The organism is Mesorhizobium sp. P2_H9 (genome assembly GCF_056403215.1).
This window is the reverse complement of the sequence record NZ_JBFUFX010000005.1, coordinates 12,135-35,713: the sequence shown is the minus strand read 5'-3', so window position 1 is coordinate 35,713 and position 23,579 is coordinate 12,135. Positions and strand designations below refer to the sequence as shown.

Annotated in this window: 21 protein-coding genes; 13 read left to right on the top strand and 8 right to left on the bottom strand. The window is 63.4% G+C overall.

What is annotated here, in order from left to right:
• Nucleotides 1-37: 37 nt before the first annotated feature.
• From AC1DXN_RS10415 to AC1DXN_RS10405, 3 genes are all read right to left on the bottom strand, one after another.
• The gene (locus AC1DXN_RS10415) at nucleotides 38-1,162 is read right to left on the bottom strand and encodes an NAD(P)/FAD-dependent oxidoreductase (RefSeq protein WP_477273457.1); all 1,125 of its coding nucleotides are present in this window, start codon (nucleotides 1,160-1,162) and stop codon (nucleotides 38-40) included.
• Nucleotides 1,163-1,239: 77 nt separating this feature from the next.
• Complete coding sequence (locus AC1DXN_RS10410; protein WP_477273455.1) at nucleotides 1,240-2,769, bottom strand: amino acid ABC transporter permease/ATP-binding protein; 1,530 nt, start codon at nucleotides 2,767-2,769, stop codon at nucleotides 1,240-1,242.
• A 94-nt stretch (nucleotides 2,770-2,863) separates the two neighbouring features.
• A complete protein-coding gene (locus AC1DXN_RS10405) occupies nucleotides 2,864-3,703 on the bottom strand; it encodes an ABC transporter substrate-binding protein (protein ID WP_477273453.1) in 840 nt (279 codons plus the stop codon).
• A 211-nt stretch (nucleotides 3,704-3,914) separates the two neighbouring features.
• Here AC1DXN_RS10405 and AC1DXN_RS10400 point away from each other — a divergent pair, with 211 nt between their 5' ends.
• Nucleotides 3,915-5,003: a LacI family DNA-binding transcriptional regulator gene (locus AC1DXN_RS10400; protein WP_477273451.1), complete on the top strand. Its 1,089-nt coding sequence runs from the start codon at nucleotides 3,915-3,917 to the stop codon at nucleotides 5,001-5,003.
• Between the two features lie 45 nt (nucleotides 5,004-5,048).
• Here the strand turns inward: AC1DXN_RS10400 and AC1DXN_RS10395 are convergent, their stop codons facing one another.
• From AC1DXN_RS10395 to AC1DXN_RS10375, 5 genes are all read right to left on the bottom strand, one after another.
• Nucleotides 5,049-6,689 (bottom strand): ABC transporter substrate-binding protein, encoded by a 1,641-nt coding sequence (locus AC1DXN_RS10395; RefSeq protein ID WP_477273449.1) that lies wholly within the window; start codon nucleotides 6,687-6,689, stop codon nucleotides 5,049-5,051.
• Between the two features lie 350 nt (nucleotides 6,690-7,039).
• Nucleotides 7,040-7,990 (bottom strand): alpha/beta hydrolase, encoded by a 951-nt coding sequence (locus AC1DXN_RS10390; RefSeq protein WP_477273447.1) that lies wholly within the window; start codon nucleotides 7,988-7,990, stop codon nucleotides 7,040-7,042.
• A 31-nt stretch (nucleotides 7,991-8,021) separates the two neighbouring features.
• A complete protein-coding gene (locus AC1DXN_RS10385; protein WP_477273445.1) occupies nucleotides 8,022-8,699 on the bottom strand; it encodes an isochorismatase family protein in 678 nt (225 codons plus the stop codon).
• Nucleotides 8,700-9,021: 322 nt separating this feature from the next.
• Nucleotides 9,022-10,326: a M24 family metallopeptidase gene (locus AC1DXN_RS10380; RefSeq protein WP_477273444.1), complete on the bottom strand. Its 1,305-nt coding sequence runs from the start codon at nucleotides 10,324-10,326 to the stop codon at nucleotides 9,022-9,024.
• Nucleotides 10,327-10,416: 90 nt separating this feature from the next.
• On the bottom strand, nucleotides 10,417-11,313 hold the full coding sequence (locus tag AC1DXN_RS10375; protein ID WP_477274000.1) for a GlxA family transcriptional regulator: 897 nt from the start codon (nucleotides 11,311-11,313) through the stop codon (nucleotides 10,417-10,419).
• Between the two features lie 285 nt (nucleotides 11,314-11,598).
• On the opposite strand from AC1DXN_RS10375, the gene AC1DXN_RS10370 reads away from it, so the two are divergent.
• The 12 genes from AC1DXN_RS10370 to nirB all read left to right on the top strand — a co-directional run bounded on the left by AC1DXN_RS10370 (nucleotide 11,599) and on the right by nirB (nucleotide 23,579).
• Nucleotides 11,599-12,207: a hypothetical protein gene (locus AC1DXN_RS10370; RefSeq protein WP_477273442.1), complete on the top strand. Its 609-nt coding sequence runs from the start codon at nucleotides 11,599-11,601 to the stop codon at nucleotides 12,205-12,207.
• Between the two features lie 147 nt (nucleotides 12,208-12,354).
• Entirely contained in the window at nucleotides 12,355-12,852 is a 498-nt protein-coding gene (locus AC1DXN_RS10365) for a GAF domain-containing protein (protein ID WP_477273440.1), read from the top strand.
• Nucleotides 12,853-12,909: 57 nt separating this feature from the next.
• Entirely contained in the window at nucleotides 12,910-13,248 is a 339-nt protein-coding gene (locus AC1DXN_RS10360) for a hypothetical protein (protein WP_477273438.1), read from the top strand.
• A 164-nt stretch (nucleotides 13,249-13,412) separates the two neighbouring features.
• A complete protein-coding gene (locus tag AC1DXN_RS10355) occupies nucleotides 13,413-13,736 on the top strand; it encodes a hypothetical protein (protein ID WP_477273436.1) in 324 nt (107 codons plus the stop codon).
• Between the two features lie 119 nt (nucleotides 13,737-13,855).
• Complete coding sequence (locus AC1DXN_RS10350; protein WP_477273434.1) at nucleotides 13,856-14,458, top strand: ANTAR domain-containing response regulator; 603 nt, start codon at nucleotides 13,856-13,858, stop codon at nucleotides 14,456-14,458.
• Nucleotides 14,455-15,693, top strand: a complete 1,239-nt coding sequence (locus AC1DXN_RS10345) for a CmpA/NrtA family ABC transporter substrate-binding protein (RefSeq protein ID WP_477273432.1) — start codon at nucleotides 14,455-14,457, stop codon at nucleotides 15,691-15,693. The genes AC1DXN_RS10350 and AC1DXN_RS10345 overlap by 4 nt, the downstream gene beginning before the upstream one ends.
• Nucleotides 15,694-16,052: 359 nt before the next feature.
• A complete protein-coding gene (locus AC1DXN_RS10340; RefSeq protein WP_477273430.1) occupies nucleotides 16,053-17,369 on the top strand; it encodes a CmpA/NrtA family ABC transporter substrate-binding protein in 1,317 nt (438 codons plus the stop codon).
• An 86-nt stretch (nucleotides 17,370-17,455) separates the two neighbouring features.
• Nucleotides 17,456-18,352 carry a nitrate ABC transporter permease gene (gene ntrB, locus AC1DXN_RS10335; protein ID WP_477273428.1) on the top strand — a complete coding sequence of 299 codons (897 nt, stop codon included), beginning with the start codon at nucleotides 17,456-17,458 and terminating at the stop codon, nucleotides 18,350-18,352.
• Nucleotides 18,353-18,363: 11 nt separating this feature from the next.
• Nucleotides 18,364-19,161, top strand: a complete 798-nt coding sequence (locus AC1DXN_RS10330; protein ID WP_477273426.1) for an ABC transporter ATP-binding protein — start codon at nucleotides 18,364-18,366, stop codon at nucleotides 19,159-19,161.
• A 194-nt stretch (nucleotides 19,162-19,355) separates the two neighbouring features.
• On the top strand, nucleotides 19,356-19,751 hold the full coding sequence (locus AC1DXN_RS10325) for a twin-arginine translocation signal domain-containing protein (protein WP_477273424.1): 396 nt from the start codon (nucleotides 19,356-19,358) through the stop codon (nucleotides 19,749-19,751).
• Between the two features lie 115 nt (nucleotides 19,752-19,866).
• Nucleotides 19,867-21,108, top strand: coding sequence for an MFS transporter (locus tag AC1DXN_RS10320; RefSeq protein WP_477273998.1), 1,242 nt, complete (start codon nucleotides 19,867-19,869; stop codon nucleotides 21,106-21,108).
• Nucleotides 21,109-21,128: 20 nt separating this feature from the next.
• A complete protein-coding gene (gene nirB, locus AC1DXN_RS10315) occupies nucleotides 21,129-23,579 on the top strand; it encodes a nitrite reductase large subunit NirB (protein WP_477273422.1) in 2,451 nt (816 codons plus the stop codon).

Sequence of the window (23,579 nt, the reverse complement as noted above, 5' to 3'; positions counted from 1 at the left end):
GCAAGGCAAATGGCATTCCACCGGTGCGTGCCCCGGGTCAGTCGTCGAATCTTCCGGGGCGAAACCCTTCGAGCAACGGATTGGGCTTACCACTGACGATCTCGCCGGCCAGCAATTCTCCGGCGACGAGCCCGAGCGTCGCGCCGCTATGGCTGAAGACGACGTGATAGCCTGGAATGCCGGTCAACTGGCCGATCACCGGCTCGCCGTCCGCCGGAATTGGTTTTGGCCCGGTGTGATAACTCTGCAGGGCAAGCGTCGGGTTTCCATCCAGGACCTTGGAGGCTTCGTCGAGCAGTCCCGCTATCGTCGATGGCCTTGCCCCGTACGTGCCGTCGCCACGCACGACGACTTCGTCTTCGGACCAGGCCGAGTCGAGCGCGAAGGCCCCGTTCGGAGTCGGACGGATGGCGATACGCGGCGTGTTCAACACTGCGCGCAGCGGATGCCGGATCGGGCTGCTGAAGACGAGCAGCGCGCGCGTCGTGCCGTCGCCGATGCGTCGTCCGACTTTCGCGGCCATGTCCGGCACTGCCGAACCGGTCGCGACCACGACGGCATCGGCATCAACGACCTGGCCGGACGCAGTCTTCACGCCACTGACGCGGCCATTGGCGAGAGTGACGTCTGCGGAACCGGCATCGGTGAGGATGCGGCCGCCGCGTTCGAGAAACTCCTTCAGCATTAGGCTGATCAACGAAGGCAGGTCGACCCATCCTTCGCCCGCATTGAAGATCGCGCCCTGGGGCGAGACGGCACTTGCATCGACACCCGGCGTGACGGCGGCGATGTCGCCGGGCGCGAGCAGACGCGTCTCATAGCCGATCGCCTGTTCGTGGCGGAAGATTTCCGGGATCTGGTTGGAAGCATCATCGGTGTCCCAGGTGAGCCCGCCGTCGAGGCGGAGCCAGGCACCGCTGTCCTGTCCGGCGGCCAGCGTCCTGTAGCGGTCGAGGCCCTGCATGCGGAGCCTGTGATAGGCGGCCGAGCGCTTTCGCGCCGAGTTGAGCCAGGCGAGCGAACGCGACGATGCGCCATTGGCGGCTGGACCGTCATTGACGATCGTCGTCTTGGCGCCGAGGCGGGCGAGATGGACGGCGGTGGAGACGCCGAAGATGCCGCCGCCGACGACGACGACCTTGAGAGCGGATTTATCAGTCATAGAAGCAGCTTTCGATGATCGGATGATGGGTTTTTCAGGGATGCGCCGAGCCTGGCCGGTTGGCGCGGCGGCATCTTTCACAGCACCTCGGCGAGGAATTGCTTGAGCCGCGGGCTCTTCGGCCTGTCGAATATCTCCGCCGGCGGGCCAACCTCGACGATGCGGCCCTCGTCCATGAAGGCGACCTGATCCGCCACCTTGCGGGCAAAGCCCATCTCATGGGTGACGACGATCATCGTCATGCCGCGCCGGCCGAGATCGGCCATGAGATTGAGAACGCCTTTGACGAGTTCGGGGTCGAGCGCGCTGGTCACCTCGTCAAACAGGATGACCTCCGGGTCCATCGCCAGGGCGCGCGCGATCGCCACGCGCTGTTGCTGGCCCCCCGAAAGGCGGCTCGGCCGGTAGTCCTTGCGCGCGGCCAGGCCCACTTCGGCAAGGCGCGCTTCCGCCTGGCGCCTGGCCTGGCTTTTCGCCATGCCTTTGATCTCAGTGAGGGCGAGCATGACGTTCTCGAGCGCGGTATGGTTCGGGAACAGATTGAAATGCTGGAAGACCATGCCGACGCGACGCCGCAGCGTCTCCGGTTTCATCGCCAGGATGCTTTCGCCATCGAGCAGTACGTCGCCCGCCTTCGGCTCGACCAACCGGTTGAGGCAGCGCAGCAGCGTCGATTTTCCGGAACCCGACGGTCCGATGACGCAGGTGACCGTTCCCGGCTCGACCTTGAGCCGGATCTGCTTGAGCACCTGCAAATCGCCATAGGCCATGTCGAGATCGCGGACGTCCAAGCTGCCGGCCTTGATGGCTGACGGCGCGGCGCCGGTCGACACCGAGGCTTTGCCTGACGTGGTCTCAAGCTCGCCGACTTCTACGAGGCCGCTGACGACGCCGCCGGATTTTTGCCTGCCGAGCCGCAGGTGATTGTCGATGGTGTTGACCACATGGGTCAGTGGCACCGTGATGATCAGGTAGAACATTCCGGCCAGAAGCAGCGGCGACAGGTTGCCGGTGACCACCGCCTGGTCCTGCCCGATGCGGAAGATCTCGCGTTCGGAGGCAAGCAGGCCGAGGAAATAGACGAGACTGGAATCCTTGACGTTGCCGATGAACTGGTTGACCAGGGCAGGGAGCACGCGGCGCACGCCCTGCGGGATCACAATCAGCCGCATGCCCTGGCCGTAGCTCATGCTGAGCGCGCGGCACGCTTCCATCTGACCAGTTTCGACGCTCTGGATGCCCGAGCGAAAGATCTCGCCAATATAGGCGCCGGCAATCAGGCTGAGCGCCAGGATGCCGAGCGGGTAGGGCGAGGGGCCGAAAATCTCGCGGCCGATGCGGGCGAATCCCTGGCCGATCAGCAGGATGGTGAGAATGGCGGGCAGGCCGCGAAAGATGTCGGTGTATATGCGTGCCGGAATGCGCAGCCAGGCCGAGCGCGAGATGCCCATCACGGCGAGGACCATGCCAAGCAGGATGCCGAGCACGGTGGACGCCGCCGCGAGGATCAGGGTATTTTTCAGTCCGACGGCAAGCAGCGCCGGCAGGACAGACGCCATCGCGTCCCAGTCGAAAAAGCTGCGCTGAAGGTTCTCAAGCCAGTTCATCTGCAAACCTGCCTTGCGCGGCGGCAAGGCCACCGGTCGTGCGATCGCTCATGGGTGAGGGCCGCCGGCATTCGCGCCAGCGGCCCTACGCGGCTCAGTTTTTCTTGGGAAGATATTGCTCCGGCATCGGCGATCCGGGGAACCATTTCTGGTAGAGGTCCCTCCAGGTGCCGTCTTGCATCGCTTCATGAATGCCCTTGTTGAGTGCTTCACGAAATGCGTCGTTGCCCTTGCGAATGACAAAGCCGGCCGGCGCATCGAAGGAAGGGATGTTGATCGCGATCTTCAACGCCGGATAGCGCTCTCCGTACTGTTTCGCCGCCTCGTAATCGAGGAAGTGCGCGTCGACCGTGCCATTGTTGAGAGCTGCGATTGCGGAGTTGTTGTCCGGGAATTTTACCAGGTCGGTGTTCTTGAAGCTTTTCGCGGCATAGATCTCCTGCAGCGTGCCCTGCACGACGCCGAGGCGTTTGCCGGCCAGGCCTTCGGCATCGGTGATCTTGGCGTCCGACGTCAGCACCGAGAGGTAGCCGGCCAGGTAGCCATCGGAGAAATCGACGTTCTTTTTCCGCTCGGCCGTGGTGCCGATTGCGGCGACCGCGACGTCGAAACGCTCATTGGCGACCGAGGGCATGAGTGCCGAGAATTCCTGCCCAGTGAAGGTCACCTGATCCGCCTTGAATCCCATCCGGTTCACCACATTCAGGAAGAACTCGAGATCGAAGCCGGTGAACTTGCCATCGGCGGTCGTGAAGGCGTAGGGCTTGGCATCACCCATCGTGCCGACGCTGATCGTCTTGGCATCGATCAGATTGTAGGGGTTGTCGCCGGCGGCCCATGCCTTGGGCAAGGACAGGGCAGCCAGTGCGATGGCGAAAATGATCGAGCCGACACGCTGCCGCGGGCTCGATGTGAAAAGGCCACTGATGCTCATTGTTGTTCTCCACTCTGAAGATCGGTCCGCAGGGGGCGCTGAAGCTTTCACAACGGACACGCGCCAATTTTCGAAACGGCTTTCAGTACGACGCCTCCAGGCGCTCTTTTATTGTGAGACCGGTCTCAAATGCGATTGAGACCGGTCTCTTGACATTTGTAGCCACAGGAATGACCATCCGTCAACGAACTCAGAAGCGATTTTTTCGAGAATGAAACGTCCGACCAAGGCTGCTTCCATCACTGTCAGCGATGTCGCCCGCCAGGCGAAGGTCTCGAAAGCGACGGCAGCGCGCGTGTTGGGTGGCTATGGTCGGGTGAGCAAGGAGGTGCGCACCGCCGTGCTCGAAGCCGCAAAGGTGCTCGACTATCGTCCGAACGAGTTGGCGCGCAGCATGACGACCGGACGCTCCGGCAGCATCGGCGTGGTCGTCGGCGACATCGAGAATCCGTTCTTCTCGCTTGCGGTGCGCGGCATCAGCGACGCGGCGCGCCTGTCGGGGATCAATGTGATTCTGGCCAATTCGGGCGAACAGGTCGAAGCCGAGAAGAATGCAATACGCGTGCTCATGGCAAAGCAGGTTGACGGGCTGATCGTCACGCCCGCCCAATCCGGAGAAATCGCCCATCTCGTCGAGATTGCGCACTCCGCCTGTCCGCTGGCGCTGCTCGATCGGGCGCTGCCGGGCCTCGATGTCGACACCGTCACCGTCGATGACCGGGATGCGGCGCTGCGCGCCACGCGCATCCTGACGCGGGCGGGCCACACCAGGATCGCCTATGTGACCGCTGCGGTGTTGTCCGGAGATTTTCGCGGCGGCGAGTCGAGGATCAACACCTCCAGCGTGCGCGAGCGCATTGTCGGCTTCCTCGATGCCTGCCGGGACGCCGGCATAGAGCGAGCCGAGCGCAACATCCATTTCGGTACCGGACGGTCCGAGACATCGCGGGCGGCGATGCATGCGTTGCTCCGGAGCGCCGAGAGGCCGACCGCAATTCTCGCATCCGACAGCGTCGTCGCACTCGAACTGTTCAAGGCGATCCGGGAATGCGGGCTGCGCATTCCGCAGGACATGTCGCTGATCACCTTCCACGATGCCGACTGGACCAGCGTGACGACGCCTCCGATCACCGTCATCGACCAGCCGGTCTATGCGCTCGGAAAATCCGTGGCGGAGCTTCTGATACGCCGCCTGAAAGGCGATGACAGGCCGCCCGAAAGGATCGTTCTTCCGACCACCATCATCGAGCGGATGTCGGTCGGACGGGTTCCGGACGTCGTCAGGCAGGCTATTGCCTGACGCGCCCACAGTCGGTGGCCGCGTCAGGCATCCGGTCAAAACGGGTCAGCTCTCCAGCCAGACCTTCTCAAAGTGCTGCTCCAGCGACTGGTGCTGCTCGCAGCCATGCACGCCCTTGCGATAGGTTCGGTAGACCGAGCGCCAGTAGGGCTGGATGATGATGCCGGAGTCGCGCAAATTCTGCTCGATCTTGGCCATGATCTCCTTGCGGGCCTTGGCGTCGGGCATTGCCAGTGCCTTGTCGAGCAGCGTGTCGAACTCGGGATTGGCATAGGCGCTCTCGTTCCACGCGGCGCCCGATTTGTAGGCGAGCGCGAGCACCTGGACGCCGAGGGGGCGTCCGAGCCATTCGGTGCAGGAGAAAGGATATTTGCTCCAGTCGTTCCAGAAGGTGGCGGCCGGCAGCACGGTGCGCTTGATCTTCAGCCCGGCCTCGCGCATTTGCGCGGCAACGGCGTCGCCGGTGCTCTTCTGCCATTCGACGTCGACGGAGATGAGGTCGAATTCGTGGTCGGCCTTGCCGGCCTCGGTGAGCAGTTTCTTCGCCGTATCGATGTCACGCTTGGCCGGGCCGATATCGGCATATTCGGGGTGCATCGGGCCGACATGATGGTTGTCGGCGGGCTTGCCGCGACCGCCGAGACCGAGCGCCAGCACGGCGGAATTGTCAACGGTGAGCTGGGCCGCGCGGCGCACCTTGACGTCGTCATAGGGCGGATTGCCGACATTGAAGCGCGCCACGATGGTTGAGCCGGTGGCGATCTCGGAATTTTGCAAGCCCATCTGCTCGGTCTGCGAGACGGCGTCCGAAGCGGTTTCGTGGTCGGTGTCGATCTCGCCGGATTCGAAGGCCGACAGCATCGCGTTGGGGTCGGAGCCGTAGTCGACCCATTTGATGCCGTCGAGGTAGAAGTCGCCCTTCCACCACGGCTTGTCCTTGCGCTTAACCTCGGCGCCGGTCTCGGCATCCCATTTCACCAGCTCGCAAGGTCCGGTGGTGATCGCCAGCGCCTTCATCGGGTCGCCGTCGCCCTCATAGGAGCGGTGCATGATCAGCGCCGGATAGTCGGCCATGCCGGCAATCAGCGAAATGTCGGGCTTCGGCAGATTGAGTTTTATGGTGAAGTCGTCGACCTTCTGGATGCCGCCATCGACCAGTTTCTTGGTGTCGGCGTTGACCAGCGCGCCCATGCGCGCAGCGACCGAATTGCCTGCTACCGAAGCGTCGCACCAGCGCGTGAGATTGTGGATGACATCGTCGGCGTTGAAGGCGTCGCCATTCGACCAGGAAATGCCCTTGCGCACATGCAGGGTGAGGGTCTTGGCGTCATCGCTGGCTTCCCAGCTTTCGAGCAGCCAGGGTTCAAAAGTGAAGTCGGTGTTCCAGCGCACCAGATATTCGTTGCAGTGGCGGGCGACGTTGGACATTTCGACACCGTCGAATGTGCGCGGATCCTTGAAGCCCTTGACGTTCATGGCGACGCGCAAGGTGCCGCCGCGCTTCGGCTCCTCGGCCAGGGCCGGAGAGGTGCTGAGGCCACCCAGCGCTAGTGCGCCGGCAGCACTGACGCCGAAGGCGGCCATCATGGCGAGATATTCGCGCCGGTTCAGGCCGCCCTTTTTGAAATCGTCGGCGACGGGCTTGGCTTTGGGGTGCAATTTTCTGTCGGTCAGCATGAACTTCATCGTCGTTCCCTCTTGTTGGGCGCCCCGGCGGAACACCGACGCGATGCGTTTCGCCGGGACGCCGTTGCCTCGAGGGATGATAGGGCCGGGTTACGCAGCGGAGTGTTCGGCTTTCCGCAGTTCTTGTGCGCTGTTCCGCAACCAATGGGACAGCTAATCTCCCCCCAAGTGGGGGAGATGTCCGGCAGGACAGAGGGGGGCGCTGTCCCGCCGACCTCTCAGACAAGTTCAGCAGTGCTCTCAGATGGATTTCGGATAATCAGATCGACGGTGGTGATCCTTCGCGCCCCCCTCTGGCCTGCCGGCCATCTCCCCCACGAGGGGGGAGATCGGCGCTGCTTCGTTGGCCCTCAGTAAGGCCACTCACCTTTACCCAGCGCCGCAACCGCCGCGATGATGCGCGTAAAAGCCTCGCCGGCGTCGGGTACAGTCGTTCTGGCGCGCAGAAAGCTGTGCACCAGCCGGGGCTCCTGATGCCACCACGCCTTGCCGCCGGCGGCAACTATGCGGTCGCGATATGTCTCGCCGTCCGAGGACAGCGGGTCGCACTCTGCGGTGATGATGACCGTCGGCGGCAGGCCGGAGAAATCACTGTCGCGCAGCGGCGAAAAGGTCGGATCGTCCGGCGACTGCGCCGGGCCTGAGCGGATGCTGCGATAGAATGCGACGTCGCGCGCGGACAGCAGCGGCGCCTCACTGTGCTCGATGTAGGAGCCGGCGCTCTCGTCGCCGCCAAGGTCGGGATAGATGAGCACTTGGCCGGCTGTCGCACTCGCCTGGCGGCGCGTGGCGTGAGCGACCGCGGCGGCGAGATTGCCGCCGGCGCTTTCACCACACAGGACGAGCGGCAGAGCGGTCGTCGCGGCTGCCCATTCGAACACCGCCAGCGCATCGTCAAAGGCGGCGGGATGCAGATGTTCGGGCGCCAGCCGGTAGTCGGCGGAAAGCACGGCAAAGCCGGTGCCGGCGCAGATTTCGGCGCAGATGTCATCATGGCTGTCGAGCCCGCCGAGCACGAAGCCGCCGCCATGAAAATAGAGGACCATTGCTCGCGCGGCCTTGCCGGCAGGCTGGTAGCGGCGGACTGGAATGCCGTGGTCGGCGCTGGCGATCAGGCCATCACTGACGGATACGCCCGGCGGATGACCCTGGTGGAAGGCCCGGCACATCGCGTCATAGACCTCGCGCTGCCTGTCGATCGGCAGTTCGGCGATCTCGGTCGGGTACCAGCCATTGACCCGATCGACATAAGCCCACAAAGCCGGATCGAGCCGCCTGGCGTATTTCCTGCGCTCCGTCATCTGGTGGATCGTGCCCACTGCAATCCAATCGTCAAAGCTCGTCGTAGAGCCGGGCCGCGTTTTCATAAGTGAAGCGCAAAGGCACCGAGCCCTCAACCTGCCATGCGGTCACCGTATCGCCCGATATCAGCCGGCAGGCGCCTTCGGTGTTGGTGACGGCGCCGCCATAGAGCCGGTTGGCGAGGTTGAGGATGGCGGTCTGGTGCATCGCAGCGCTGGCGCTGCCGCAGGCATCCTTGACCAAAAGCACGCGAAAGCCTGATGCCACCGCATCCCTGACGGTGGCGTCGATGCAGGCCTCGGTCCACACGCCTGATACAATCAGCCACTCGATGCCGCGCGCCTTCAATTCGTTGGCCGCAGTTCCCGAACCGAAGGCGCTGGCCTGCGTCTTGACCAGCATCGTCTCGCCCGCCGCCGGCGCCACTTCCGGGCAGATCGCGGTCAGCGGATCGCTCTTGTCGGAGAAGGCCGACTTGCCGTCGGCATCGAGCGGATGGAACGGTCGCGCCTTGGCGGTATCGACGATATAAGCCCAGTGGTAGAGCGGCACATCATTGGCGCGCGCTGCCGCCTGCAGGTGCTGCACGTTGGCGAGGATGTCGCCAAAACCCTCGACCAGATAGCGCTTGTCCTGCCGATGCTCTTCCTGGAGATCGATGAACACCGCCGCCACCGTGCCGCGTTTGATGGAGATGGGGGCCTTCATGCGGATGGGCCTGCAAGAGGCAACGTAGTGGCTTTCAGTGGGCTATCGCCCTTGGTGATTGGCCGAAGCCTCCCTGACTTCGTTATCCACGGGCGGAGCGGAAGCGAAGCGGACGCGCAGACCCGAGGATCCATGCCGTGACCTTGGCCGAGTAATGCAGCAGACCAAATGAGTACCGTAGCTGCGCTCGGAAGTCGCGGCATGGATCCTAGGGTCTGCGCCGCGTCGCTGCGCTCCTTGCTTCGCCCTAGGATGACGAAGCGATGGGCGCTGCGGCTATTCCCAACAGCCGGCGATGGTTTATCGAGGCGTGCAACCTTCATCAAACCTGTTTCTCCAGAAACTCATCCTCATAGGGAAAGCGCGACAAAAGCTCCGTGCCGGTCTCGGTGACCACGATCTCGTCCTCCAGCTTGACGCCCTCGCGGCCGCCTTTCTCGCCGATATAGCTTTCCACGCTCACCACCATGCCCGCCACGATATGGCCGTCACGGCCGTAGGTTTCGTAGTCCACGGCATGCGCGATGAACGGCGTCTCGCCATGCATGCCGACGCCGTGCATGACCGAGGTATAGCGCTGGTCGACGAAACGGTCAGGAATCTTCCAGGCCTTTTCGGCGATCTCGCGGAACGCCATGCCGGGCTTCACGATCGAGATGTTGTGTTGAACCTGGTCGTGCGCCATGCGGTAAAGCGATTTCTGATAATCGGTCGGCTTGCCCGGCCCGCAGCGGAAGGTGCGCGAGAAATCCGAATAATAGCCGTAGCAGCCGATGGTGTCGGTATCGAGTGCCAAAAGTTCGCCCGGCCGGATCTTGCGGCCACTGGCCTCGTTGAACCACGGATTGGTGCGCTGGCCCGAGGTCAGCAGCCGCGTCTCGATGAACTCGCCGCCCTGGCGGATGACCTCGCCATACATGATGGCGAACAGCTCGTTTTCGGAGACGCCGGGCTTGATCGCCTCGCGCACGGCGTAGACGGCGGCTTCGGCGCCGGCCATCGACACTTGCAGGCATTTTACTTCCTCGGGCGTCTTGACCGCGCGCACCGCCAGGATTTCGCCCTGGCAATCCTTGACCTCGCAGCCGCGCTTTTCCAAGGCCAGCGCCTGCAAATGGCTGCAGCGGTCGAGGCCGAGCTTCATCGAGCCGCCGCCATGTTTTTTCAACAGTTCGGTGATCTCGTCGGCGAACGGGCCGGCGGTTTCGTCGTCACGGCCCGACACCGACGACCACACCAGCTTGGACGGCCGCGCCTCGTCGATCGTGTCGAGCACCATTGAGACATGGTAGCTCTGCGGATATTCAAACAGCACGATCGGTCCAACGGTGGGGATGAAGAAATAGCGGGTCGAATTGCGCAGAAAATAGCCGAACATGTTGCGCGAGCCGGTGGCGTAGCGCTGGTTGTAGGGGTCGAACAGGACGACGCCGCCATAGCCGGCCTCGCGCATCCAGCTGCGCAGCTTGGCCAGCCGCCCCTTGCGCAAAGCATCCGCGTCGATAAAGGACGGCTCGGTGTCGGACAGCCACATACCGCCGGCCGGGTCCGCCGTGGCCGGGTGGCGCATGCGGTCCTTGAAGTCGACGTCCTCGGTGCTGTCGGGGTCGAATACGACGATGCTCATGCGTGCCTCCTGAAGCGGGCAAAATGGGCCATGCGCCGCGCAAAGTCTGTGCGGAATCCCGCAAATGTCGTGCGGAATGCCGCCGGGTGGCTAATGCCGCCGCGCCACCTTTGGCGCATGCCCATGCTCTTCGCGAAACGCCCGGGCAAAGCTCGACATCGAGGCGAAGCCGCAGGCCAGAGCCACGTCGCGCACCATCAGCGTTGAATGCGCCAAAAGGTCGGCGGCGCGCTTCAGCCTGAGCCGCCGGTAGTAGCCATTGGGCGAGATGCTCAGCTCGGAGCGGAAATTGCGTTCGAGCTTGTCGGAGGAGACGCCGAGCCGCTCCGCCAGTTCCGTCATGGCGAGGCGCTCCTCCACCGCATCCTCCATGATGGCGATGGCTGACAGCACCAGTTCGTTCTGGACGCCGGTGCGCAGGCGCAGCGGCATCAGCTTGCGGTCGACGCTGGAGCGCAGCGGGCTGTGCACGAACCATTCGGCGACGCCGGCCGCCAGTTCGGCGCCATAATCGTTGGTGATGATCTCCAGCATCATGTCGAGGCTGCCGACGCCGCCGGCCGAGGTGAAGCGCTTGCGGTCGATGACGTAGAGATCGCGCCGCAGCTCAATTTCCGGAAACGCCTCGGTGAAGGCCGCCTGGCTGGTCCAGTGCAAGGTGCAGGCATGGCCGTCGAGCAGGCCGGCGCGGGCGAGGAAGAACGCGGCATCCGCCACCGCGCCGATATGGGCGCCATTGCGCAGGCTCTTGCGGATCCAGTTCATGGCGTCGTCCGCCACGACATGGTCAGCATTGCCGCCCGAGCAGACGACGATGCGGTCGACCTTGGGCGCATCACCGGCGAAAAAGCCGGGTTGGATAACGACACCGTTAGAGGCCTCCACCGCTCCCTCGGCGGCGCCAACGATCACCCAGCGGTAGCAGTCCTTTTTCGCCAGCACATTGGCCGCGCGCAGCGGCTCGATCACCGAACTGAACGCCATCATCGGAAAGCCGGGAAACACCAGCACGGCGAAGGTAAGGGGGCCTTCGTTTGCCGTCGGCTGCGTTCGGTCGCGGTTTCGGCTGGTGGAATTCACGATGGTGACTTTCGCGCGCCATGGGTGGCTGACAGGGGAAACTGTAGCGGGCGGTTCGGCACGCTGGCAACGGAGACGACAAACGATGTTTGCGCCCCGCCCTGTCTGCCAGCGAACCAACCGTTCACCAAACGGGATAGCAAAACCTTAAGCGGAAACAGCGAGAATGGCACCAGGTCAGGCGATGGAACGATGGCGGTGGAACTCAACTACGACTTCGAACTGCAATCGATCTTTCCGAAGGCCGTTTGGCTCGTCCCCGAATGCAAGGACCTGCTGGCCCAGGTCGGCATCGCCCACAACATGAAGGGCAATTACGTCGCTGCCTTTATCGATCCGGCAACTTCTGTCGCGCTGTGGCGAGGGCCGGCCGAACTCAGGTCGACATTGATAAAGTCTGGCTGGAGCACGCTGCCATATGAAGGCGAAGCCGCGCCGGACAAGGCGCAATTCCTGATCCCGCAATTGATGGACATGCATGCCAAGCACAGAAGCGGCGCCTATGACGCACAGGCCGTCAAATATGCCGTTTGGGATATTTACCGCTTCACCAATCAGCTGACTGTCGGAGAGATTCTCGGCGCCGACGGCCAGCCGACATGTTCGCCGCTGACCCAGCAAAGAATGAAGGGCGCAAGGCCAACCGCCGGCTTCGACGCCAGCAAAGCGGTCATGGCAATGGCGTCCGACAAAAGAAATCATCCCCCAGCCGACAATGCGGCGCAGCCGGCCCCATCAACCAGTGCCGGCTCCAGCCTGCTCGGGCGCGCCGCTCGCGTCTTTGGCCGCCGGCCGAACTGACAGCTGTTGCTTGTATCAGGTGGCGTGGACGGCCGAACGCGGTCGCTTCTTCGGCTGGCGACATTTCGCGATTGTGTATTTCCCAGCCGCTGCATTGGTGGCAGACAGGAGCGGGCGTTTCGGCACGCCGTCAACGGAGAAGGCACGATGTTTGCGGCCAAGGCCATCGACACCACCGACAAGGCAGCATTCTACCGCAACCTCGCCACGCAATTGAAGGCGCTGCTCGACGGCGAGCGCGACTCGATCGCCAATGCCGCCAACACATCAGCGCTGATTTTCCAGATGGTGCCCGATATCAACTGGGCCGGCTTCTATTTCATGGCATCCGACGAAGAACTGGTGCTTGGGCCCTTCCAGGGCAAGCCGGCCTGCGTGCGCATCGCGGTCGGCCAGGGCGTGTGCGGCACCGCGATCGATCTCGAAATGTCGATGCTGGTCAAGGATGTGCACGACTTTGCCGGCCATATCGCCTGCGACGCTGCCTCGCGCTCGGAGCTGGTCGTGCTGCTCAGGGACAATGACGGCGTCTTCGGCGTGCTCGATCTCGACAGCCCGACGCCCGGCCGCTTCGACAAGGCCGACCAGGCCGGCATCGAGCAACTGGCGTCGATCTATGTCGCAGCGAGCTCCTTCGAGGAGTGAAACGAAAACGAGCGTGACCGGCATCCGATAAACGCTGCTGACGGGTTGGAGAACTGCATGATGCAGGATGCCGTCAAGAACCTTTGCAAGGTTGCTCCGAAGTTGACGGACGATCTCGATGCCGAGCAAATTGTTGCTGCGCAGAAGTGTATTGAGGCCTTTGTCCTTCCACTGTCCGTGGATGATGTCAGCGCACTGATATCGTTGTTGCCCGCTGCGGGCGACACTGCCTTCGGGCTCAATTGGACCGTTTTGCATGCGATCGAAGCGGCTCCTGAATGGCCACTCTGGGACATGCTTCGAGACGAAGGAAATGATTGGGTTCTCAGCTTTCGCCAAAGGCTTGCCAATGCGGGTCTTGAGGCCCCACAGGATCGTCGTTCAAAGCCCAACTGATCACATCGCCCGCAGGCTATGTCCAGTCTGGCTCAACGACTGGCCCTTGCGTTTGACAACAGGGAAGGGCGGCCGGACCGTTGTCGCTGCCAAGCGCCCACCTCCTTGTCTGAGCCACAACGGACGAGCTAAAGTCCAAGAGGATTTTGCCGGGGGGCAACTGGTTGTCGCAAATCGTTCAATACCAGGTCTTTGTCGATGACCACTTTCATTACCGGGATGAGAGTGAACGCTACCTGGACGCAACATTTCCGACTTACGATGAGGCCGTGGCGCGATGTCGAGCCATAGTCGACGCCGACCTGGAGAACTCACTCAGACCGGGCATGACCGCCGAGAAACTGTTTGAACTATACAGCCTGTTTGGCCCGGATCCATTCGTCTTGGCAGAGCCTCGGCAAAAGATTGATCCACCGTTCTCCGCTTGGGAGTATGCGCAGGCGCGAAGCAAGATCTTGGCGAGCGCGTCAGCCACCTCGCCGGGCTAGCCCCCCAGGTAGGCTTGGGAGTCGACTGCGTGTGTGCGGTGCTCATGTGCCTGTCGCTTAGACTCAGGCCCAGCCCCCATGCCGCATTGCACAATCTGCCCGCTTGTACATATTGAGGCATGGTCCGCTCCTCACTCGCCGTTCTGGTGATCGACGAAAATCGCATCCGTGCCTCGATCATCGAGGCCGGCTTGCGCGAGGCCGGCCATGAGCGGGTCACCGTCATCCATGACGTGTCAGGCATTGCGCGGCGGATCGCCGAGATTGAGCCCGACGTCATCGTCATCGATCTGGAAAATCCGAACCGCGACATGCTGGAAAACATGTTCCAGTTGTCGCGCGCGGTGAAGCGGCCGATCGCCATGTTCGTCGACCGTTCCGACCAGGCCTCGATCGAGGCGGCGGTCGATGCCGGCGTGTCGGCCTATGTGGTCGACGGTCTGCGGCAGGAACGGGTCAAGCCGATCCTCGACATGGCCGTCAGCCGCTTCAATGCTTTTTCGCGCATGGCTCGTGAACTGGAAGAGGTTCGCGGCGAGCTCGAGGGCCGCAAGGTCATTGATCGCGCCAAGGGCATATTGATGAAGTCGCGCGGCCTCTCGGAAGAGGCTGCCTACACGCTGCTGCGCAAGACGGCGATGAACCAGAACCGCAAGATCAGCGACATCGCCCAGAGCCTGGTGACCGCCGCCGGGCTGCTCGGGCCGTCGGAGGACGAATGAGCGCGACACACCAGATCACCGCCGGGTTCATGCCGCTCTTCGACAGCGCCGTGCTGGTCGCAGCGAGCGAACTGGGGTTTGCCGCGCGCGAAGGCGTCGACCTGACGCTACATCGCGAGACCTCCTGGGCCAACATTCGCGACCGCATCGCCATCGGCCACTTCCATCTCGCCCATATGCTGGGGCCGATGCCTCTCGCCTGCAATCTCGGGCTGACGCCGCTCGCCTCCGAGACGATCGTGCCGTTCTCGCTGGGCTTGGGCGGCAATTGCATCACCATCTCCAACGCCGTCTGGGAAGGCATGGCGGCGCATGGTGCTGTGCCCGATCTCGAGCCCGCGCGGGCTGGTGCCGCCCTCGGTGCCTTCATCCGTGAGCGCGCCGCCGCCGGCCGCGAGCCGCTGCGCTTCGCCGTCGTGCACCCGCATTCCGGGCACAATTATGAACTGCGCTACTGGCTTGCCGCCTGCGGCATCGATCCGTCACACGAGATCGAGATCGTCATCGTGCCGCCGCCCTTCATGGCCGATGCACTGGCCGCCGGCCGCATCGATGGCTATTGCGTCGGCGAACCCTGGAACAGCGCTGCTGTCGCCGCCGGCACCGGTCACATTGTCACCGTCAAGGCGCTGCTGTGGAAGAACAGTCCGGAAAAGGTGATCGGCGTGCGCAAGGCCTGGGCCGACGAAAACCCGGAGGCGCTGGCAGCACTGCTGCGCGCGCTGCATCATTCGGCGCGCTGGTGCCAGGATCCGGCCAACCATGGCGAACTGGCGGCTGTGATGGCACAGCCGGGCTTCCTCGGTCTGCCGCCGGCAGTGCAGATGCCGATCCTGACGGGAAAACTCAGGCTGGGCGAGGGCGCCGACCGCGTGGTCGAGGATTTCTTCCTGCCTTTCGACAAGGCGGCGAACTTTCCGTGGAAGAGCCATGCGCTGTGGTTCTACACGCAGATGGTGCGCTGGGGACATGTCGCGCACACGCCGGAAAACCTCGCCATTGCCCGCGACTGCTACCGGCCCGACCTCTACCGCTCGGCGCTGAAGCCGCTTGGCGTCGCGCTTCCCGGCGCCAATTCCAAGGTCGAGGGCGCGCTCGCGTCTGCCACGCCTGTCGGCTCCGCCGGCGCCAGCCTCGTGCTCGGTCCCGACGGCTTCTTCGACGGCCAGATCTTCGATCCCGACGAGATCGACGCCTACATTGCCGGCCAGAAATCCGCCCGCACTGACGCCTGATCAATTCCGCGCCATTCTTGTGCATTGCACAAAAATTGTGCGTGCAACTGCGCTGATGAACAATCTTTGGCTTGCTCGCCCAGCGCGCCGGCGCGTTGGCGATTGTATCATATTATTGATTCAATTGATGTTTGTCATTCGTCCCGAAACTGGCACGGTTCCTGCTTTGCAATAGGCAGACCCTTCTCGGGGTCACGGAACAGGCGTCCAATGGCGGGCGCTACAGGCAAAGCTGCCGCTCAGGTCAACACGCGATCCCGGATGGACGGACGCGCGCGGCCTGGCCGGCGGCTTTTTTGTTTTGATCGAACACGCAATCGACGGCGCAGATCCCAAGCTGTGCCCAACGGGAGACGACGATGACGAAACGCATCAAGACCGAAGCCCCTCTCGAGGGCATGACTCGCCGCAATTTCCTGATGGCAAGTGCTGCCACCGCGGCAACCCTGGCGGCCGCGCGTGCGCTGCTACCCTCCGGCGCCCATGCCGCCACCGCCGCTCCGGAAGTCACCGGAGCCAAGCTCGGCTTCATCGCGCTGACCGACGCGGCGCCGCTGATGATCGCCAAGGAGAAGGGGTTTTTCGAGAAATTCGGCATGCCCGATGTCGAGGTGCTCAAGCAGGCCTCCTGGGGCGCGACGCGCGACAATCTGATGCTCGGCGGCGAGGCCAACGGCATTGACGGCGCCCACATCCTGTCGCCGCTGCCTTACCTCATGCACACCGGCAAGGTGACGCAGAACAACCAGCCGATGCCGATGGCGATCGTGGCGCGGCTCAACTACGACTGCCAGGGCATTTCGGTCGCACAGGAATACGCCGCTACCGGCGTCGGCCTCGACGCCTCCAAGCTGAAGGACGCCTTCGCCGCCAAGAAGGCCGAGGGCAAGGAGGTCAAGGCCGCCATGACCTTCCCGGGCGGCACGCATGACCTCTGGCTGCGCTACTGGCTGGCCGCCGGCGGAATCGATCCCGACAAGGACGTTTCCACCATCGTCGTGCCGCCGCCGCAGATGGTTGCCAACATGAAGGTCGGCAACATGGACGTGTTCTGCGTCGGCGAGCCGTGGAACGAGCAGCTCGTCCACCAGGGCGTCGGCTTTACCGCAGCCACCACAGGCGAACTCTGGAAGGGCCATCCCGAAAAGGCGCTCGGCCTGCGCGCCGAATTCATCGACAAGAACCCGAACGCCACCAAGGCGATCGTCATGGCCGTCATGGCGGCCCAGCAATGGTGCGAGGCCAAGGAGAACAAGGACGAGATGGCCGCCATCATCGGCAAGCGGCAATGGATGAACGTGCCCGTCGCCGACATCATCGGCCGCCTCAAGGGCGACATCAACTACGGCAATGGCCGCGTCGCCACCGGCACCGATCTCTACATGAAATTCTGGAATGGCGGCGTATCCTATCCCTTCAAGAGCCACGACAGCTGGTTCCTGGCCGAAAACATCCGCTGGGGCAAATTCGCGCCGACCACCGACATCAAGGCGCTGGTCGACCAGGTCAACCGCGAGGATATCTGGCGCGAGGCGGCGAAGGACCTCGGCGTCGCGGCGAGCGACATTCCGGCATCCTCGTCGCGCGGTGTCGAAACCTTCTTCGACGGCAAGACCTTCGATCCGGCCAACCCATCGGCCTATCTCGACAGCCTGAAGATCAAGGCTTTGGCCTAGGGCGCCCAAGGCGCCGTTTGTCGCCCTCGCAAACGGCGCCATGCCGCTGTCGTCCAAGAATACTGCCCAAGGAGTTTTTCTACGACATGTCCATCCAAACCATCGAGGACACCAAGGTGAAGACGTTTCCCGCGCCGGCCAAGCCGGCCGAGGTCATCGCCTTCACCGCCAAGACGCGACGCCGTTTCGACCCGGTGGTGATCGCCGGCAGACTGGCGAGCGCGCTGGTGCCGCCGGTCATCGTCATCGCGCTGATGCTCGTCGTCTGGCAGATTGCCTGTTCGTCGCCCACATCAAGCCTGCCGCCGCCCAGCCAGGTGTGGACCGAGGCCTACGATCTGATCGCGCATCCGTTCTTCAACAATGGCCCGCAGGACATCGGGCTGGCCTGGCGCGTGCTGATCTCACTGCAGCGCGTCGCCATCGGCTTTGGCCTGGCGGCAATCGTCGGCGTCGCGCTTGGCGCCCTGGTCGGCCAGTCGATCTGGGCGATGCGCGGCCTCGACCCGGTGTTCCAGATCCTGCGCACCGTGCCGCCGCTCGCCTGGCTGCCGCTGTCGCTGGCAGCGTTTCGCGATTCCAGCCCGTCGGCGATCTTCGTCATCTTCATCACTTCGATCTGGCCGATCATCATCAACACCGCCGTCGGCGTGCGCAACATCCCCGAGGATTACCGAAACGTCTCGCGCATCCTGAGGCTCAACCAGCTCGAATTCTTCGTGAAGATCATGGTGCCGGCAGCCGCCCCTTACATCTTCACCGGCCTGCGCATCGGCATCGGCCTGTCCTGGCTCGCAATCGTCGCCGCCGAAATGCTGACCGGCGGTGTCGGCATCGGCTTCTTTATCTGGGACGCATGGAATTCGTCGCGGCTGCCCGACATCATCGTCGCGCTCGCCTATATCGGCGTCACCGGCTTTTGCCTCGACCGCCTGGTCGCTGGCGTCGGCGCCTTCGTCACCCGCGGCACAACGGCAAAGTGAGGAGAGGGGCGATGGCGGCCTATCTGAAACTCGACCATATCGACAAATCCTTTGCTCGTGGCGGCCAGGTCAGCGAGGTGCTGAAAGACATCAGGCTGACCATCGACAAGGGCGAATTCGTCTCCATCATCGGCCATTCCGGCTGCGGCAAGTCGACCTTGCTCAATTTGATCGCCGGGTTGACCAAGGTCTCCGCCGGCGCCGTGCTGCTCGAAGACAAGGAAGTGGACAGCCCTGGGCCAGAACGCGCCGTAGTGTTCCAGAACCACAGTCTGCTGCCGTGGCTCACCGTCTACGAAAACATCAATCTGGCGGTGTCCAAGGTTTTTGGCCGCAGCAAGAGCCGGGCCGAGCGCCATGACTGGATCATGCGCAACCTCGACCTCGTGCAGATGGCGCACGCTAGGGACAAGCGCCCGGCGGAAATATCAGGCGGCATGAAGCAGCGCGTCGGCATTGCCCGGGCGCTGGCCATGGAGCCGAAGATCCTGCTGCTGGACGAGCCGTTCGGAGCGCTCGACGCGCTGACCCGCGCCCATCTGCAGGATGCGGTGATGGACATCCATTCCAGGCTCGGCTCGACGACGATCATGATCACCCACGATGTCGACGAGGCGGTGCTGCTTTCCGACCGCATCGTCATGATGACCAACGGTCCGGCGGCGACCATCGGCGAGGTGCTTGCCGTGCCGCTGGCCCGGCCGCGCCGCCGCGTCGAGCTCTCTTCCGACCGCACCTTCCTGCGCTGCCGCGAGGCGGTGCTGAAGTTCCTCTACGAACGCCACCGCTTCGTCGAAGCGGCGGAGTAAGGCCATGAGCGAAAAGCGCGCCTCAGCGGCAATTGGCAACCTGCATCGACAATGGGCAATCTACCGCATTGCACAAATTTTATGCTGCTGTGCAAGGCATTCTGACTAATCTTTGATCCGTTGCCGAGCGTGGTCGAAGGTTGCGCGGCTGCAATTCGCATTGATTGCATTCGATAATCCAGAGCGAAATCGAATTGGCACGCTTCCTGCTTTTCGGAATGCAGGCCCGCAAGGGCCAAGTGACACGGCGTCCAATGGCGGGCGCCACAGGCAAAGCTGCCGCTCAGGTCAATACGCGATCCCGGATGGACGGGCACGCGAAGACCTGGCCGGCGGCTTTTTTTGTTTTGACCCAATCGACGGCGCTGACCCCAGGCGGCGCCCAACCGGAGACGACGATGACGAAACGGATCGGAACTGGCGCGTCCCTCGCGGACTTCACGCGCCGTGATTTTCTGGCCAGCAGCGCGCTGACGGCGGCGCTGTTCACCGCGGCACTCCTGCTGTTTCCCGTCGACGCCAAGACCGAAAGCAAGGACCTGACCGTGGCCGGCCCAGTCTCGTTGCACGCACCGATGCCGCGCCGCTGATCATTCACTCACAAGACACCGCGGTGCCTTCCACGCCGCAAACCGGAGCCAGACATTGACCGCAAATCTCCCAGCCGCGCCCAGCCAGGACAGTGCTTCCCGGCAGGCGCTTGTGATGTCCACCATCGCCTTCACCGTCTGCTTCGCGGTGTGGACGATCTTTTCAATCATCGGCGTGCGCATAAAGCAGGAGCTTGGGCTGAACGAGACGCAGTTCGGCCTGCTGGTCGGCACGCCGATCCTCACCGGTTCGCTCGTGCGCATGGTGCTCGGTGTCTGGACCGACCGTTTTGGCGGACGGCTGGTATACACCGCGACCATGCTTGCGGCGGCGGTCGCGACCTTCCTGCTGGCTTTTGCGCACACCTACGGGCAGATGCTGGTCGCCGCGCTCGGTGTTGGGCTCGCCGGCGGCTCCTTCGCCGTCGGTGTCGCCTATGTCTCGCGCTTCTTCCCGGCCGGCAGGCAGGGCACGGCGCTTGGCATCTTCGGTGTCGGCAATGTCGGCGCCGCGGTCACCAAGTTCCTGGCGCCGTTCGTGCTTCTTTCCTGGGGCTGGCAGTCGGTGGCACAGATCTGGGCGGCAGCCCTGGTCGTCATGGCCGCCATCTTCTGGTTCACCACCGGCGACGATCCGGTCATCCGTGAGCGCCGTGCCGGCAAGGCGGCGCCGACCAGAAGCTTCTGGCAGGAATTCGCGCCGCTCAAGAACCTGCAGGTTTGGCGCTTCGCCTTTTACTATTTCTTCGCCTTCGGCGCGTTTGTGGCGCTGTCGCTGTGGCTGCCGCGCTACCTGATCGGCGTCTACGGCTTCGGGCTTGCAACCGCCGGCATGATCGGCGCCGCCTATTCGATTCCCGCGAGCATCTTCCGCGCCTATGGCGGCGTGCTGTCCGACCGGATTGGCGCTCGCACCGTGCTCTACTGGACCTTCGCGGTCAGTGCCGTCGCGACACTCGTTCTGTCTCTCCCCTCGGCAGACTACGTCGTGCGCGGCATAGGCGGGCCGATCGCCTTTCATTTCGAGATCGGCCCGCTCGCCTTCATCGCCGTCGCCTGCGTGCTCGGCTTCTTCATGAGCCTAGGCAAGGCCGCCGTCTACAAGCACATCCCGGCCTACTATCCGCAAAGCGTCGGCGCCGTCGGCGGCGTTGTCGGCATGATCGGCGGGCTCGGCGGTTTCATCCTGCCAATCGCCTTCGGCGCCCTCAACGACCTTACCGGCGTGTGGTCGAGCTGCTTCATGCTGCTCTTCGTCATCGTCGTCACAGGCTTCGCCTGGATGCACGTCTCCATCAGGCGCATGGAGCGCGCGGTGCCAGCCGAAGCTCCAAGCCTGTCCTACGCGGCTGAGTGAGACTGGAGCGGATCAAGAATATGACCGAGAAACTCGTCATCATCGGCAACGGCATGGCCCCCGGGCGCATGCTGGAGCATCTCCTGGAAAAGGCGCCGCACCGCTACCAGGTGACCATCTTCAACGCCGAGCCGCGCGTGAACTACGACCGCATCATGCTGTCGCCGGTTCTGTCGGGCGAGAAGGCCTATGAGGAGATCATCATTCATGGCGACGGCTGGTACATCAAGCACGGCATTACCCTCTACAAGGGCCACAAGATCGTCGCCATCGACCGGCAGGCAAAGACCGTCACCTCCGATCATGGCGTGACCGAGCCCTACGACAAGCTTGTCATCGCCACCGGCTCGGTGCCTTTCATCATCCCGGTGCCGGGCCACAATCTGCCCGGCGTGCTGACCTATCGCGATCTGGACGATGTCCGCGCCATGATGCTTGCCGCCCAGTCCAGGGCAAAGGCCGTGGTCATCGGTGGCGGCCTGCTCGGGCTGGAGGCCGCGGCCGGCCTCAATGCGCAAGGCATGGACGTCACCGTGCTGCATGTCATGCCGACGCTGATGGAACGCCAGCTCGATCCCGCCGCCGGCTACCTCCTGCAGCGCGCGGTTGAAGAACGCGGCATCAAGGTCATTACCAAGGCCAACACTCAGGCAATCACCGGCAACGGCAAAGTCGAGCAGGTGGAACTTGCCGACGGAACCATCATCCCGGCGACGCTGGTGGTCATGGCTGTCGGCATCCGTCCGAACGCGGCGATCGCCAAGGAGGCCGGCATTGCCGTCAACCGCGGCATCGTCGTCGATGCAGGCATGCGCAGCAACGATCCCGATATCTTCGCACTCGGCGAATGCGCCGAGGTCAACGGTATGGTCTACGGCCTCGTGGCGCCGCTCTACGAGATGGCACGCGTCACGGCCAGCCAACTCGCCGGCGACGAGACTGCCGCCTTCGTTCATTCGGACACGCCGACCAAGCTCAAGGTCACCGGCATCGAGCTGTTCTCGCTCGGCGACTTCGCCGATGGCGACGACCGCCAGGAGATCGTGCTGCGCGATGCCTCGGCCGGTGTCTACAAGCGCCTCGTCCTGAAAGACGACCGCATCATCGGCACCGTGCTCTATGGCGAGACGGCCGACGGCGCCTGGTTCAACGACCTCAAGAAAAAGCAGACCGATATTTCGGAGATGCGCGACACGCTTATCTTCGGCCAGTCATACCAGGGGGGTGCCCCCCTGGACCCTATGGCGGCCGTTGCAGCCTTGCCGGATGATGCGGAAATCTGCGGCTGTAACGGCGTTTGCAAGGGCAAGATCACCGGTGCGATCACCGGCAAGGGCCTGACCTCGCTCGACGATGTGCGCGCCCACACCAAGGCGTCGGCGTCCTGCGGCTCCTGCACCGGGCTGGTCGAGAAGCTGATGGTGCTGACCCTTGGCGACACCTACAACCCGGCCGCCGTGCAGCCGATGTGCTCCTGCACGACGCTCGGTCATGACGAAGTGCGCCGGTTGATCAAGGCCAAGCACCTGAAGACCATTCCAGCCGTCATGCAGGAACTGGAATGGAAGACCTCTTGCGGCTGCGCCAAATGCCGGCCCGCGCTCAACTACTACCTCGTCTGCGACTGGCCGAACGAGTACGCAGACGACTACCAGTCGCGCTTCATCAACGAGCGCGTGCACGCCAACATCCAGAAGGACGGCACCTATTCGGTGGTGCCGCGCATGTGGGGCGGCGTCACCAACGCCGCCGAACTGCGCGCCATCGCTGACGTGGTCGACAAGTTCGAGATCCCGATGGTCAAGGTCACCGGGGGACAGCGCATCGACATGCTCGGCATCCGCAAGGAAGACCTGCCGGCGGTGTGGGCAGATCTCGGCCAGGCCGGTTTCGTCTCTGGCCATGCCTATGCCAAGGGGCTGCGTACGGTGAAGACCTGCGTCGGCTCCGACTGGTGCCGCTTCGGCACGCAGGATTCGACCGGTTTTGGCGTCCGCATCGAGAAATTCATGTGGGGCTCGTGGACGCCGGCCAAGGTCAAGATGGCGGTGTCGGGCTGTCCGAGGAATTGTGCCGAGGCGACCTGCAAGGATGTCGGCGTCATCTGCGTCGACAGTGGTTATGAGATCCACTTCGCCGGGGCCGCCGGTCTCGACATCAAGGGCACCGAAGTGCTCGGACTTGTGAAGACGGAAGACGAGGCGCTGGAGCATATCGTGGCGCTGACGCAGATGTACCGCGAGCAGGGCCGCTATCTCGAGCGCATCTACAAATGGGCCAAGCGCATCGGCATCCCGGAGATCAAGCGCCAGATCATGGAGGATGGCGAGAAGCGCAAGGCCTATTACGAGCGCTTCGTCTTCAGCCAGAAATTCGCCCAGGTCGATCCATGGTCGGAACGCGTCTCCGGCAAGGACAAGCACGAATTCCGGCCGATGGCTTCGGTCGGTTTTGCGCAGGCGGCGGAGTGA

What these genes read in the sequence shown, in the direction of transcription:
- AC1DXN_RS10415 (WP_477273457.1), bottom strand. Translation starts at nt 1,162, where the DNA reads ATGACTGATAAATCCGCTCTCAAGGTCGTCGTCGTCGGCGGCGGCATC.
- AC1DXN_RS10410 (WP_477273455.1), bottom strand. Translation starts at nt 2,769, where the DNA reads ATGAACTGGCTTGAGAACCTTCAGCGCAGCTTTTTCGACTGGGACGCG.
- AC1DXN_RS10405 (WP_477273453.1), bottom strand. Translation starts at nt 3,703, where the DNA reads ATGAGCATCAGTGGCCTTTTCACATCGAGCCCGCGGCAGCGTGTCGGC.
- AC1DXN_RS10400 (WP_477273451.1), top strand. Translation starts at nt 3,915, where the DNA reads ATGAAACGTCCGACCAAGGCTGCTTCCATCACTGTCAGCGATGTCGCC.
- AC1DXN_RS10395 (WP_477273449.1), bottom strand. Translation starts at nt 6,689, where the DNA reads ATGAAGTTCATGCTGACCGACAGAAAATTGCACCCCAAAGCCAAGCCC.
- AC1DXN_RS10390 (WP_477273447.1), bottom strand. Translation starts at nt 7,990, where the DNA reads ATGACGGAGCGCAGGAAATACGCCAGGCGGCTCGATCCGGCTTTGTGG.
- AC1DXN_RS10385 (WP_477273445.1), bottom strand. Translation starts at nt 8,699, where the DNA reads ATGAAGGCCCCCATCTCCATCAAACGCGGCACGGTGGCGGCGGTGTTC.
- AC1DXN_RS10380 (WP_477273444.1), bottom strand. Translation starts at nt 10,326, where the DNA reads ATGAGCATCGTCGTATTCGACCCCGACAGCACCGAGGACGTCGACTTC.
- AC1DXN_RS10375 (WP_477274000.1), bottom strand. Translation starts at nt 11,313, where the DNA reads ATGATGGCGTTCAGTTCGGTGATCGAGCCGCTGCGCGCGGCCAATGTG.
- AC1DXN_RS10370 (WP_477273442.1), top strand. Translation starts at nt 11,599, where the DNA reads ATGGCGGTGGAACTCAACTACGACTTCGAACTGCAATCGATCTTTCCG.
- AC1DXN_RS10365 (WP_477273440.1), top strand. Translation starts at nt 12,355, where the DNA reads ATGTTTGCGGCCAAGGCCATCGACACCACCGACAAGGCAGCATTCTAC.
- AC1DXN_RS10360 (WP_477273438.1), top strand. Translation starts at nt 12,910, where the DNA reads ATGATGCAGGATGCCGTCAAGAACCTTTGCAAGGTTGCTCCGAAGTTG.
- AC1DXN_RS10350 (WP_477273434.1), top strand. Translation starts at nt 13,856, where the DNA reads ATGGTCCGCTCCTCACTCGCCGTTCTGGTGATCGACGAAAATCGCATC.
- AC1DXN_RS10345 (WP_477273432.1), top strand. Translation starts at nt 14,455, where the DNA reads ATGAGCGCGACACACCAGATCACCGCCGGGTTCATGCCGCTCTTCGAC.
- AC1DXN_RS10340 (WP_477273430.1), top strand. Translation starts at nt 16,053, where the DNA reads ATGACGAAACGCATCAAGACCGAAGCCCCTCTCGAGGGCATGACTCGC.
- ntrB (WP_477273428.1), top strand. Translation starts at nt 17,456, where the DNA reads ATGTCCATCCAAACCATCGAGGACACCAAGGTGAAGACGTTTCCCGCG.
- AC1DXN_RS10330 (WP_477273426.1), top strand. Translation starts at nt 18,364, where the DNA reads ATGGCGGCCTATCTGAAACTCGACCATATCGACAAATCCTTTGCTCGT.
- AC1DXN_RS10320 (WP_477273998.1), top strand. Translation starts at nt 19,867, where the DNA reads ATGTCCACCATCGCCTTCACCGTCTGCTTCGCGGTGTGGACGATCTTT.
- nirB (WP_477273422.1), top strand. Translation starts at nt 21,129, where the DNA reads ATGACCGAGAAACTCGTCATCATCGGCAACGGCATGGCCCCCGGGCGC.